The sequence below is a fragment of the Bariatricus sp. SGI.161 genome, from assembly GCF_050313695.1.
Classification (GTDB): Bacteria; Bacillota; Clostridia; order Lachnospirales; family Lachnospiraceae; genus JAFBIX01.
Genome location: NZ_JBNPLX010000008.1, coordinates 1 through 14,291, shown reverse-complemented (window position 1 = coordinate 14,291; position 14,291 = coordinate 1). Strand labels below are relative to the sequence as shown.

The following is a 14,291-nucleotide window of genomic DNA, read 5'->3' as shown; positions in this document are numbered from 1 at the left end:
TATATTTTCTGCCTTTCTTATAAATCTGCCACAATTTTATCCAACTGTATCTTTGTCTCTTCAAAAGTATTGCTATTATCAATCACACGGTCACAGTGTTTCATAAACATACTCTTTGGAAGCTGTGCCGCAATAATATCATCTACTTTCTTTGAATCATATCCTCTTGCATAGATTAATCTTTTCTTACGAATAGAATCCTCCACATAGATATACCATAATTCATCACAGATTTCCTCGTAGTGATCTTCAATGAGAATCGCTGACTCCAGAATAAATAAATTCGTATTCTTACGTTCTTCTTTGGCAATCTTTTTATAAATCTCTTCTTTCACTGCCGGATGCACAATACTATTTAAAACAGATAATTCTACTTTGTCCGAAAAAACAATATCTGCCAGTTTTTCTCTATCCAACTCGCCTTTTGCATCTAAAATCTCTGTACCAAAATGTGCCACGATTGCATCAAAACACTCTGTACCTTTTTTCTGGAGTTTTTTTCCTACAGCATCAGCCTGACAGATGGTAGCACCATACTTATTATTCAAATATTCTAAGATCTGAGTCTTTCCCGCGCCAACTCCGCCTGTAATTCCAATAACCTTCATTCTCTTACACCTCTACTTTGCCTCGTACCAGTTTTCTCCTGTGTGCATATCAACTTCCAATGGTACATCCAAGGAAGCTGCCTGTTCCATCTCTTCCTGAAGAATTGCCTTCACTTCCTCTAATTCCGGTTGAAAAGCCTCAATCAATAATTCATCATGAACCTGAAGAACCAGTTTTGATTTCATATGCTTTTCCTTCAGCCTTCGGCTGACCCCTATCATGGCAATCTTCATTATATCCGCTGCAGTTCCCTGAATCGGCGAATTCATCGCCACTCTTTCTCCAAAGGAACGTTGCATAAAATTACTGGACGCCAACTCTGGAACCGGACGACGTCTGCCAAATAACGTAACAACATAACCCATATCTTTTGCATGTTTTACCGTGTCATCCAAAAATGTCTTGATTCCCGGATATGTCTTAAAATAATCATCTATATACTTTGCTGCTTCTTTTCGACTGATACTCAGATCCTGACTCAATCCAAAAGAACTGATTCCATACACAATTCCGAAATTAACTGCTTTCGCATTCCGCCGCTGTTGGTCAGTGACTTCATCAAATGGAACATGAAAGACTTGTGAGGCAGTGATTCTGTGAATATCTCTGGCTTCTTTATATGCCTCAATCAAATGACTATCTCCTGAACAGTGGGCCAGTACCCGCAGTTCGATCTGTGAATAATCGGCATCTACAAATATATATCCTTCTTCCGGAACGAAAACCTTACGAATTAATCGTCCCAACTCCATTCGAATCGGAATATTCTGAAGATTAGGTTCTGTACTGCTGATTCTTCCTGTAGCCGTTATCGTCTGATTGAATTTTCCATGAATTCTTCCATCATCACAGATGTAATTTGCCAACCCATCTGCATAGGTAGATTTTAATTTGGAATACTGCCTGTATTCCAAAATTTTCGCAATAATTGGATAATCAGGTGCCAACTTTTCCAACACATCCGCAGCCGTAGAATATCCGGTTTTTGTCTTCTTTCCACCAGGAATCTTCATATTTTCAAACAGCACAACGCCCAGCTGCTTTGGTGAATTGATATTGAATGTCTCATTGGCTTCTTCATAGATCTCTTTCTCAAGTTCTACAATCTTGGCACCCAACTGATCACCATAGAATTTCAGAGCCTCTGCCTCCACTTTTACACCATTTGCTTCCATCTCATACAAAGTAAATAACAATGGCATCTCTATCTCTGTAAAAAGCTTGTCCATATGACATTCCTTAAGTTTTTCCCATAAACGTTCAGATGCTGTATATGCTGTATATGCTTCATAGCATATCTTAACATACAATTCTACTTTTTCTTCTATTACAATATCCAATTGTTCTCTTGCAACATCCTCATAAGTGTAATTGCTCTTTAACGGATTCAACAAATACGCTGCGATTGTCGCATCGAAACAGTTTGAAGTATTACTGATCTTTAAATACTTCATCGCTGATTTCAAATCAAACATAACATATCGTTCTGTTTCTTCGGCTATCACCTCCAGCTGATTCAACAGCCACGAAGTATCTATACCATGCCCAGTTCGAATACAATAAACATTCTGTTCAGAGAAACACAACCCGATTCCCCCGACACCTGCCTGATTGGCAAAAAGTGGTAATACATTTTCCGTATCCTGGAAAACACACGCACCTACACATTTTGCAGCCCTGGCTTTCGTCATAATCTCTTCTGCCGTCTGAATATCTGTAACTTCTCGAAACACAGACTCAATCTGATTGGAAGGAGCAGTTACATCAAACTTGGAAAGAAGATTCTTGAACTGGAGCTTCTGAAAATATGCATAAGCCTCTTCAGTATAGATATTTCCAAGCTTTGCGTCCTCCAATTTATAAGGAAAATCAGCATCCACATTAATCGTGGCAAGTTTCTTACTCATCACCGCCATATCCCAATGTTCTTTCAATGCTTTGGAGGCTCTAGGCGGCTTTAATTCATCAACATGGTCATAAGCATTCTCAATCGTATGATATTCTGCTATAATCTTCGTAGCAGTCTTTTCTCCAATACTTGGGACTCCAGGAATATTATCCGAGGTATCGCCCATCAAAGCTTTCAGATCAATAAATTCCAAAGGCGTCACTTGATAACGTTCCTTTACATCCTGCGCGAAATAATCTTCAACTTCTGTTCTGCCTTGCTTGGTCTTTGGAATACGTATCTTCACATGCCCTGTTGCAAGCTGAAGTAAATCTCTGTCTCCAGAAATAATCGCCACTTCCATTCCTTGCTTCTCACAACGTTTGGACAAAGTTCCCAGAAGATCATCTGCTTCCAGGCCAGTTGATTCAATCGTCTTGATTCCCATTGCATGTAAAACTTCTTTGATGACCGGGACCTGTTGACGCAATTCATCTGCCATAGGCTTTCTCGTACCTTTATACTCCGCATACATCTCATGACGAAATGTCGGAGCATGAACATCAAAAGCAACTGTCAGATATTCTGGTTTTTCTTCTTCTAAGATTTTGAACATAATTGTTAAAAATCCGTAGATTGCATTCGTGTGAAGCCCATCTGCATTCGTCAGATCCGGCAGGCCATAAAACGCACGATTTAAAATACTATGTCCATCTATCAATACAATCTTTTCATTCATATAGAATTCTCCATTAAAAACAAAACTACCCTATTACTATACACCAAAACATTGGTTTTTAAAAGGAAATTATTCACCAAATCAATTTTACCCTGTTTTTTTTGCAAAATTTCTTTATAAAACCATTGACATTCTCAAATTAAAAGGTTATAATTTACCATGTTGTTGCGAAAAGCAAAAAAACCTGCGGATGTGGCGGAATGGCAGACGCACAAGACTCAAAATCTTGCGAGGGCGACTTCGTGTGGGTTCAAGTCCCACCATCCGCATTAAAAGCCAGATCAAGTACAGATCTGGTTTTTATTTTTTAAGAAAAAAGATGCGTTATATCATTTATTAATCTGATATATAACGCATCTTTTTCTTAAACATATTAGAAACTATCTGCCGGAAACATTGCATCATCAAGTGCTGTCATATCTTCCTGAGAAATATAATATACACCATCAGCATCTGGCTGTACGGTAATTGTAACGATTGCAGGATCACCATATGCAGGATCTTCCATTCTTGCAGCCATAAGATCATACATTCTCTGGAATACCATCTGATTCAATTCCTCATCACTCGGGATCTCTGTCATATTACTTATTTCTTCTGTAAGAGAAGCCGTCACCTCTTCCTGAATTCCTTCAAAGGCTATAAACGGTTCTACTGTAATGTCAATCGTATATGCATCGTTATCTGATTCTTTTGCCTCTCCTACTTCGTATTTTGCATGCTTGACCATATCCAGGAACAATTCTCTGTAACTTGCCATCAGTTCTTCTGATATTCCAAGGTCAGAAAAACCAGCTTCTTCCATTGTTGTGTCAATATTGCCCTCATACAACTCATTTGCCTCATCTTCTGTGGATTTCGTCCATTCGATATAGTCATCAAATTCTCCTTTATAGCTGGCATCCAAAACAGACTTTGCATAAGAACTTGCATCTTCCGCACTCATTCCCCCGCAACCGCTCAAAAGAGACATTGCCATAACAAGCAAAACAGCCAAAAGTCCTTTTTTTCTCATTCCTATTCCTCCTACTTCTGTATAAGATATGAGTATACCATACACTTTATTTTTCATAAATTCAACTCTTGACAGGGGACCTTGTTGTTAATTTTCAGTTAATTTTCTGCCAATTTCAAAGCAATCAAATGTTGCAAAATAATCTGCCGGAGTTTCAGCCCTTCGAATTAACTGAGTCGTTCCGTCTTCTTTCAAAAGAACTTCCGCTGATTTTAACTTTCCATTGTAGTTATATCCCATGGAAAATCCGTGAGCACCTGTATCGTGAATCACTAGTAAATCGCCAATATCAATCTTTGGCAACATACGGTCAATGGCAAATTTATCATTATTTTCACACAAAGAACCTGTAACATCGTATTTGTGATCGCATGGATGATTTTCTTTTCCCATAACAGTAATATGATGATAAGCACCATACATTGCAGGACGCATCAGATTTACTGCACATGCATCAACGCCAATATATTCTTTGTGTGTATGTTTTTGATGAATCGCTGTAGTTACCAGGCAACCATATGGTCCCATCATAAAACGTCCTAATTCTGTATAAATTGCAACATCACCCATTCCGGCCGGAACCAGAACCTCTTCATATACTCTGCGGACACCGTCCCCTATTATCCGAATATCATTTGGCTCTTGATCAGGTGTATACGGAATTCCAATTCCCCCAGACAGATTGATAAACTTGATATGCACACCTGTTTCCTTCTGAAGTTTTACTGCCACTTCAAATAATACCTTTGCAAGCATAGGATAATATTCATTCGTCACAGTATTACTTGCAAGAAATGCGTGAATTCCAAATTCTTTTGCTCCTTTTTCTTTCAATATTTTAAATGCATCAAATAATTGTTCCGTTGTCATACCATATTTGGCATCTCCTGGATTGTCCATAATATCATTACTGATTTTAAACAATCCACCCGGATTGTAGCGACAACTAATGATCTCCGGAATATGTCCAATTGTTTTCTCCAAAAAATCAATATGTGTAATATCATCCAGATTAATGATAGCTCCTAATTTTTCAGCAAGCACGAATTCCTCTGCAGGCGTATCGTTAGATGAAAACATAATATCTTCTCCAGATGCACCTATTGCATTAGAAAGCATTAATTCTGTATATGACGAGCAATCACAGCCACAGCCATATTCTCGCAAAATATTAATCAAGAATGGATTAGGTGTCGCTTTTACTGCGAAATATTCTTTATAGCCTTTATTCCATGAAAATGCTTCTTTTAATGCTTTCATATTTTTACGAATACCTTTTTCATCATACAAATGAAAAGGTGTTGGATACTCTTTTACAATCTCATCTAACTGTTCTTTCGTTACAAATGGTTCTTTTTTCATTGTTGGTTTTCCTCCCGCATCGATAGTAGTTTTATTTCATTCGAAAGTGCAGTTTTGTATAACTCCACAAAATTTTTCTGTCCAGAATACAAACAAGTATTCATGCTTCCTTCTCCATATTCTCCAGTAAGAACATATCTAGAATCTGCAATCAGGCCAATCTGCATACCTCTGTTTTCACCAACATATACCTTAGCATTATCAAAGGATGCTGGCTGATCTGTAATAATCACAACCTTCTTTTTGTCGCGAATTAAGTCTTCTAATTCTCTGACTAAAAGAAGCAGATAATTCCTTGTGCAGCTGATATATACTCTTTTTTCCACCTGAGACAAGAGATTTCTCATCTTGTCCAGGATATGATCAGCACCTTCAATTGTAATATATCCTTCCACATATGTCTTTTCAGATGGTACATGTGCGATCAGCCATTTCTTTGATTCTTCCAGCTTACGGATACGATTCTTGCAGAATTCATCCAGTGGAACCGGAACATATTTTCGCGTATTTCCTTCTTCTACCAGATATGCAACACCCTTCTCCGTCATATTTGCAAGAGAATTATACGCATTCGATCTAGAAATTCCCGTCTGCTTAGCCACCTCATATCCTGTCACTTTTCCTTCAGTTATCATACATTGATAAATATTTGCTTCCTGCCGCGTAAGGCCAAATTCCATCAGACGTTCCACAAATGACAGCTGTTCCAATTAATCACCCCATTTCTTTTAGTAGTTCTCGATAGGAACACTATAAAGGATGTTAGATAATATGTCAATACATTCACAAGGTTTTTTTTAATTTCATAAAGGGTCTAATAGCTAACAAAGGTCAAGAAAAAAGAGGCAGAAACATTCCGCCTCTATTACTACAACGATTTCTTAATCTACAACCGCAATCCTCATCATATTGCTAACTCCAGTTTTCACTCCAGCTACATTGGTAGATGGAATTCCAGCTGTCAGGATCACAACATCTCCTGTCTCTGCCATCTGTTTTGCACAGATCAGATCAATTGCACTATTACAGATATCTTCTGTCGTATGAACTTCAATAGATTTTAATGGTCTTACGCCCCAGTAAATCTGCATTCTTCTCAAAGTTGTTTCATTCGGACTAACGCCAATGATGTCCATCTGTGGTTTGAACTTAGATACAACTCTTGCCGTTGCTCCTGACACTGTAGGAGTAATGATACATTTTGCTCTTAGGTTATTTGCAGTTGTTACAGTCGCATGGCCCAGGGCACTGGACGCACTCTTCATCCTATGCTCACCGGCTTTCTTAAGAATCAGATCATAATCCAGATGTTCTTCTGTACTTTCTACAATATGAACCATCATCTGAAGAGCTTCAACTGGATATTTACCCTGCGCAGTCTCACCAGAAAGCATGACCGCATCCGTTCCGTCATATACGGCATTGGCTACGTCTGTTACTTCTGCTCTTGTCGGGCGAGGATTGCGGATCATAGAATCTAACATCTGTGTTGCAGTAATAACCGGTTTGTAATTATCGTTACATTTCTGAATGATCATCTTCTGAAGATATGGAACCTCTTCTGCAGGAATCTCAACACCAAGATCTCCACGAGCCACCATGATTCCATCAGCGCATCGAATAATCTCATCAATATTCTTAATCCCTTCTGCATTTTCAATCTTGGCAATAACCGGAATATATGGGGCACCGCATTCTTTCAAAAATGCTTTAATTTCAAGAATACACTCTGCATTTCTCACAAATGATGCTGCAATAAAATCAACCTTCTGCTCTACACCAAATCGAAGATCGTCTCTGTCCTTATCAGTAATTGCAGGAAGTCTGACAGGAACATTCGGTACATTCACACCTTTACGCTCTCCCAATTCACCACCGTTCACTATCTTACACACAATCTCAGTGTCTCTTTTTTCTTTTACTTTCAACTCAATAAGTCCATCATCAATCAAAATCGTACTTCCAACCTGAACATCTGCGACCAGACCTGGATATGTGATAGATGTCTTCGTCTCATCTCCGACAATATCCTCTGTGCTTAAAGTAAATACATTACCAGCCTGAAGCATTACTTTCTTGCCATCTTTCAAGATTCCCGTACGTATCTCTGGTCCTTTTGTATCTAAAAGAATCGCAATTGGCTTTCCTTCCTCATCACGAATCTTTTTCAGCATATCCATTCTCATCTTCTGTTCTTCATGATCACCGTGAGAAAAATTAAATCTGGCAATATCCATACCACTCTGGACTAATTTTCTCATAAGGCTTTCATCATTCGTGTTTGGTCCCATTGTACAAATAATTTTTGTTTTTTTCATATTCCCTTAATTCCTCTCTTATAACTATTATTGGTAAAATCATTTTACATGTGTATGTGTAAACAAATGATCCTGACAATATTCATAATTACCATTACATTTAGAACAATACCTGAATTCCAGCTTTGGATCATCCAACTCCGTTCTGCCACAGACTGCACATCTGTGTTTTGCACCGTTTGCATAGGTATTAACAGGACGCTGTGCATGGCTTACTTTGCGTTGAAATTCCTTTTTCCGCTTCATCTGCCGCGGAGAATACGCCCTTGCATTTCTTGAATTCAAGAAAAAGATCAGAAAGTTCAGTATGGAAACCACTGCTGCAAGAGCGTTAGCCTTGTAATAAATACCATAGACACTTCCGCCATAAGCCGGCAAAAATGCCTGAACAATCGCATAGACAAAATATAATCCATCAATCAATGCCAGATATTTTGCTTTGATCGGTATCACAAAAAACAGCAAAAACTGTAGATCAGGATATAAAGCAGCAAAAGCAAAAAACAGAGACATATTCAGATACCAGGTATCCATCTGAAAAGAGATTCCTGTCAAGAGATAAGCAATAATTGCTGCAATCACATGGAAAATCATTCCGGAAAAGAAGTAAAGATTAAACCGAAATGCTCCCCAGGCTCTCTCTAACTGCTGTCCAATCATAAAATATAAATATAACGCAAATATAATAAAAATCAGGCTGGTAGACGGTGGTTGAATTATGAATGTCACAATCCTCCATATCTGACCATGCAAGATTGCCGAAGCGTTCAGGCTCAGATATTGATAATAGAATGATGGATTCACCAGATTTAAGACAAATCCAGCAGCATACAAAATAATAATATAATACATCAGATTCGGAATCGCATATCTTCCGAACTTTCTCTCCAGTTTATCTAACCAATTGTTCATAGAATAATCCCTGTCTTTCATATGTTTTACACTGTAGTCATTCTAACGTTTCATAGAATATTTGTCAATTCTGCTATACAAGTTTAAATAATTTTAACATTTATTTTATGCTAAAATAATCAATTGCGAATTGTCTTTTCGAATAATTTGTCGTATAATGTTACAGTCTGTAAAACAAAAACACATTTAATAAGAAGAAAGTCATAGATGAAAATGTAATAAGGAGTACATATTATGAGTCAAAAAGATATTTATACCCTTGGAATTGATATTGGTTCCACGACGGTAAAAATTGCCATTCTGGATGAGAATAATGATGTTGCCTTTTCTGATTATGAAAGACATTACGCGAATATCCAGGAGACATTATCTGATCTGCTTGGAAGAGCAATTTATAAATTAGGTCCTATTCATGCTTCTCCGGTCATCACAGGTTCCGGCGGACTAACCCTTGCCAAGCATCTTGGTGTTCCATTTGTGCAGGAGGTAATTGCCGTTTCCACCGCATTACAGGATTATGCTCCTCAGACAGATGTTGCCATTGAATTAGGCGGGGAAGATGCTAAGATCATTTATTTTGAAGGCGGTAATGTAGAGCAGCGTATGAACGGCGTATGCGCCGGCGGTACCGGATCCTTTATTGACCAGATGGCTTCTCTGCTCCAGACAGATGCATCTGGGTTAAATGAATATGCCAAAAATTATAAATCTTTATATTCTATTGCTGCACGATGCGGAGTATTTGCTAAATCCGACATCCAACCGCTGATCAATGACGGTGCTTCTAAAGAAGACCTGGCAGCTTCTATTTTTCAGGCTGTTGTAAATCAAACAATCAGTGGATTAGCCTGTGGAAAACCGATTCGAGGACATGTTGCATTTTTGGGCGGACCGCTTCATTTCTTATCTGAATTAAAAGAAGCTTTCGTCCGTACATTAAAGCTAGATAATGAACATACGATTGCCCCCGGGCATTCTCACTTATTCGCTGCCATCGGATCTGCACTGAATTCCAAGAAAAATCTGGATGTATCTTTACAGCAGATGCAGCAGCGTCTGGAAGGTAAAATCAAGATGGATTTCGAAGTAGACCGTATGGAGCCGCTTTTTGCCAGCGAAGCAGACTATCATGCTTTTGAAGAAAGACACGCAAAACATCAGGTTCCTGTGAAAGACCTGGAATCTTACCGCGGCAAAGCCTTTTTAGGAATTGACGCCGGCTCCACTACTACCAAAGCAGCACTGGTCGGTGAGGATGGCACTTTATTATACTCTTTCTATCATAATAACGAAGGAGATCCTCTTGGTACCACCATAACGGCAATTAAGGATATCTACAGTAAGCTTCCGGAAGGTGTGGAGATTGTTCACTCCTGCTCGACCGGATATGGTGAAGCCCTGATTAAATCTGCACTTTTACTGGATGAGGGCGAAGTAGAGACAGTCTCTCATTACTATGCTGCATCTTTCTTTGAGCCGGATGTAGACTGTATCCTGGATATTGGCGGACAGGATATGAAGTGTATCAAGATCAAGAATCAGACCGTTGACAGCGTTCAGTTAAATGAAGCCTGCTCTTCTGGCTGCGGTTCTTTTATAGAGACCTTTGCAAAATCTCTGAACTATTCTGTCGAAGATTTTGCTCATGAAGCATTATTTGCCCGTAATCCGATCGACCTTGGTACACGCTGTACTGTATTCATGAATTCCAAGGTAAAACAGGCCCAAAAAGAAGGCGCTGAGGTTGCTGACATCTCTGCCGGACTTGCATATTCCGTTATTAAGAATGCTTTGTTTAAAGTAATCAAAGTGTCCGATGCTTCCGAACTTGGCAACCATATCGTTGTACAGGGCGGAACCTTCTATAATAACGCAGTACTTAGAAGTTTTGAAAAAATCGCCAACTGCGAAGCAATTCGACCGGATATTGCCGGAATCATGGGTGCTTTCGGTGCAGCTTTAATCGCACGGGAAAGATATGTAGACTGCGAGGGCACAACTATGCTGCCTATCGAAGAGATCGAATCTCTGGAATATTCTACTACTATGGCCAAATGTAAAGGATGTACCAACAACTGCCGCCTGACCATCAACCACTTCAGCGGCGGTCGTAAATTCATTACAGGTAACCGCTGTGAGCGCGGCCTTGGTAAAGAGAAGTCCGCCAATAAACTGCCTAATCTGTTTGAATATAAGTTAAAACGTTATTTTGATTATACTCCGTTAACAGAGGAAGAGGCAAAACGAGGAACCATCGGTATTCCACGTGTCCTGAACATGTATGAGAATTATCCATTCTGGTTTACCTTCTTCCATACTCTTGGATTCCGTGTTGTATTATCGCCGGTTTCCACCAGAAAGGTATATGAACTTGGTATCGAATCTATTCCAAGTGAATCAGAATGTTACCCTGCAAAACTTGCCCACGGACATGTACAATGGCTAATTAATGAAGGAATTAAATACATATTTTACCCAAGTATTCCTTATGAACGTAATGAATTTGCAGAAGCAAACAATCACTACAATTGCCCAATTGTAACTTCTTATCCTGAAAACATCAAAAATAATATTGATGCTATCGTAAATGGGGAAGTTGATTTTATCCATCCATTCCTTTCATTTGCAAATGAAGAGACAATTGCCTATCGAATGGTAGAGGTATTCTCTGATAAGTTCTCCATTCCTGCTGCTGAAATCAAATCAGCTGTACATGCAGCCTGGGACGAACTCGATTCCTGTAGGAAAGATATGCAGAAAAAGGGAGAAGAGACCATCAAGTTTCTGGAAGAGACCGGTAATCGTGGAATCGTTCTTGCCGGAAGACCTTACCATATTGACCCGGAAGTAAACCACGGAATTCCGGAATTGATCAACTCTTATAATATTGCTGTATTGACAGAGGATTCCGTTTCTCACCTGCATCCGGCAGAACACCCGTTGAACGTTATGGATCAGTGGATGTACCATTCTCGTCTGTATGCGGCGGCAAATTATGTGAAAACAACAGAAAATCTGGATTTGATCCAGCTAAATTCTTTTGGTTGTGGTCTGGATGCTGTTACAACAGATCAGGTAGCATCTATTTTGAATGATTCTGACAAGATTTATACATCTTTGAAGATTGATGAAGTCAACAACTTAGGTGCTGCGAGAATCCGTGTCAGATCTCTGCTTGCTGCCATCCGTGTCAGAGAAAAACGCCACGAAGAAAGAGAGATTCATTCTTCTGCTATAACAAAAGTGCCTTTCACTAAAGAAATGCGTAAGGACTATACGATTCTCTGCCCACAGATGTCACCGATTCACTTTGAATTACTGGAACCTGCATTCAGAGCTTCCGGTTACAACATTGAAGTCTTGCCAAATGATAATAAGCAGGCGGTAGATGTAGGATTAAAATATGTTAATAACGATGCCTGCTATCCATCTCTTATGGTAGTCGGACAGATCATGGAAGCTATCCTTTCTGGTAAATATAATACCGATAAGATTGCCGTCATCATCAGCCAGACCGGTGGTGGATGCCGTGCATCTAACTATATCGGTTTTATACGACGTGCATTAAAGAAAGCCGGCTATGGACACATTCCAGTCATCTCTATTAATTTAAGCGGGCTGGAAAGTAACCCTGGATTCAAGATTACACTTCCACTGGTACTCCGCGGCGTATATGCAGTCGTATTTGGAGATATTTTCATGAAATGCGTATATCGCCTTCGTCCATATGAAGCTGTACCAGGATCTGTAAACGCCATGCATGAAAAATGGAAAAAGGTCTGCCAGGAGTTCGTATCCCAGGGTTATCCTTCCAGACACCGCTTCAGCCAGCTTTGCCACGATATCATAAACGACTTCGATCAGAATATTGAACTTCTGGATATCAAAAAGCCACGCGTCGGCGTTGTCGGAGAGATTCTGGTAAAATTCCTCCCGGCTGCCAATAACTATCTGGTAGAACTATTGGAAAGTGAAGGAGCGGAAGCAGTCGTACCAGATCTGCTGGATTTCCTTCAGTACTGCTTCTACAATCAGAATTTCAAAGTATCTCACCTTGGTATGAAGAAATCCAAGGCAACAATCGGTAATCTTGGAATTGCAGCAATTGAGTGGTTCCGCGCACCTGCTACCAAAGCATTTGAAAAGAGCAAACATTTTGCTCCACCTGCTGACATCCGCAATCTTGGCAAGATGGCTTCTGAAATCGTATCTCTTGGAAACCAGACAGGTGAAGGCTGGTTCCTGACCGGCGAGATGCTGGAGCTGATTCACAGTGGCGCGCCGAACATTGTATGTACTCAGCCATTCGCCTGCCTTCCAAACCATGTAGTAGGAAAAGGCGTTATCAAAGAATTAAGAAGACGCTATCCTGAGTCCAATATAGTAGCAATTGATTTTGATCCAGGAGCAAGTGAAGTAAATCAATTAAACCGAATCAAATTAATGCTGTCTACAGCAAATAAAAATTTAGGGAATTAGGCGCTTGCCTAATTCCCTGTTTTCCAATTGATGTTTTCTCCATCACTGATTGCAATAATCGTCCCCATCTGATCTGTCCGGTATATCTGTACATCATCATTTTCCAGTTTTTCTATAGTCTCCCAATGTGGATGCCCATATTGATTATCCACGCCACAACTAATGACAGCCCAGGTAGGATCTGTTGCTTTCAGAAACTCATCACTTGTAGCGGTACTGCTTCCATGATGACCACATTTTAACACATCACATTCTAATTCACTGCCAAAATGCTTTGCCATAGTTTCTTCGGACTTTTCTTCTGCATCTCCGCACATTACAAAGGAGTTGATTCCATGATTTAACTTGATTCCTACAGAAGAACTATTCAGATCGCTCTGATCCACTAATTCTTCGTCTGGACAAAGTACAGTAAATTCAGCATCTCCCAAAGTAAAAATCTCTCCTACTCTCGGATAAACAATCTGAATATTAAATTCTTTGATATCATCTACCACTTCCAGATAAGTTATGGTATCATTGGTAACATCTGGCATAAGCACCATCTGAACATCTATATTTTCCAATACATCATCTGCTCCTCCAATATGATCCGCATCGGGATGTGTAAGGATCAGATAATCCAGTGTATCAATCCCATTTTTCAGTAAATAAGACACTACAGATTCTCCCTGGTCATTATTGCCTGCATCTATGAGCATATTATGTCCTTCAGTCTGAACAATCGTACAATCTCCCTGACCAACATCCAGAAAAGTCACTTTCATCTCTCCCGTTGCAACCGTATCAGCTATACTTCTGTCGCTTTTTCCTGACACAGTAGTAATATCATCCAGATTAGCATAACCTGCCACTGCCAACGTTAGCGCAGCTATAAATGCTGCTATTTTCTTTACATTCTTCATATCCGTATACTCCCCTTAATACATTTCCATCTATTATAAAATTCTCGTTCTGGAAAATCAACCT

The 14,291-nt window shown here is 39.5% G+C and carries 9 protein-coding genes and 1 tRNA gene; 2 read left to right on the top strand and 8 right to left on the bottom strand.

Features of this window, described 5'->3' with window-relative positions; genetic code table 11:
* Positions 1-17 precede the first annotated feature (17 nt).
* Together coaE and polA are read right to left on the bottom strand one after the other, a co-directional pair.
* Positions 18-608: a dephospho-CoA kinase gene (coaE, locus tag ACQRBH_RS06350; protein ID WP_235233434.1), complete on the bottom strand. Its 591-nt coding sequence runs from the start codon at positions 606-608 to the stop codon at positions 18-20.
* A gap of 12 nt (positions 609-620) precedes the next feature.
* Positions 621-3,236, bottom strand: coding sequence for a DNA polymerase I (polA, locus tag ACQRBH_RS06345; RefSeq protein WP_427761211.1), 2,616 nt, complete (start codon positions 3,234-3,236; stop codon positions 621-623).
* A 186-nt stretch (positions 3,237-3,422) separates the two neighbouring features.
* Here polA and ACQRBH_RS06340 point away from each other — a divergent pair.
* Positions 3,423-3,505, top strand: a tRNA-Leu gene (locus ACQRBH_RS06340).
* A 104-nt stretch (positions 3,506-3,609) separates the two neighbouring features.
* Here ACQRBH_RS06340 and ACQRBH_RS06335 read toward each other — a convergent pair.
* The 5 genes from ACQRBH_RS06335 to ACQRBH_RS06315 form a co-directional block, all read right to left on the bottom strand.
* A complete protein-coding gene (locus ACQRBH_RS06335; RefSeq protein ID WP_427743544.1) occupies positions 3,610-4,251 on the bottom strand; it encodes a hypothetical protein in 642 nt (213 codons plus the stop codon).
* A gap of 87 nt (positions 4,252-4,338) precedes the next feature.
* Entirely contained in the window at positions 4,339-5,613 is a 1,275-nt protein-coding gene (locus tag ACQRBH_RS06330; protein ID WP_427743546.1) for a diaminopimelate decarboxylase, read from the bottom strand.
* On the bottom strand, positions 5,610-6,293 hold the full coding sequence (locus ACQRBH_RS06325) for a TrmB family transcriptional regulator (protein ID WP_427743559.1): 684 nt from the start codon (positions 6,291-6,293) through the stop codon (positions 5,610-5,612). The genes ACQRBH_RS06330 and ACQRBH_RS06325 overlap by 4 nt, the downstream gene beginning before the upstream one ends.
* Positions 6,294-6,494: 201 nt before the next feature.
* Positions 6,495-7,931: a pyruvate kinase gene (gene pyk / locus ACQRBH_RS06320; protein WP_347375836.1), complete on the bottom strand. Its 1,437-nt coding sequence runs from the start codon at positions 7,929-7,931 to the stop codon at positions 6,495-6,497.
* Between the two features lie 39 nt (positions 7,932-7,970).
* Positions 7,971-8,843, bottom strand: coding sequence for a rhomboid family intramembrane serine protease (locus tag ACQRBH_RS06315; RefSeq protein ID WP_427743547.1), 873 nt, complete (start codon positions 8,841-8,843; stop codon positions 7,971-7,973).
* A gap of 234 nt (positions 8,844-9,077) precedes the next feature.
* Between ACQRBH_RS06315 and ACQRBH_RS06310 the strand changes: the two genes are divergently transcribed.
* A complete protein-coding gene (locus tag ACQRBH_RS06310; protein WP_427761210.1) occupies positions 9,078-13,322 on the top strand; it encodes an acyl-CoA dehydratase activase-related protein in 4,245 nt (1,414 codons plus the stop codon).
* Between the two features lie 8 nt (positions 13,323-13,330).
* Here ACQRBH_RS06310 and ACQRBH_RS06305 read toward each other — a convergent pair whose 3' ends face one another.
* A complete protein-coding gene (locus ACQRBH_RS06305) occupies positions 13,331-14,227 on the bottom strand; it encodes a ComEC/Rec2 family competence protein (protein ID WP_427761209.1) in 897 nt (298 codons plus the stop codon).
* Between the last annotated feature and the right edge of the window lie 64 nt (positions 14,228-14,291).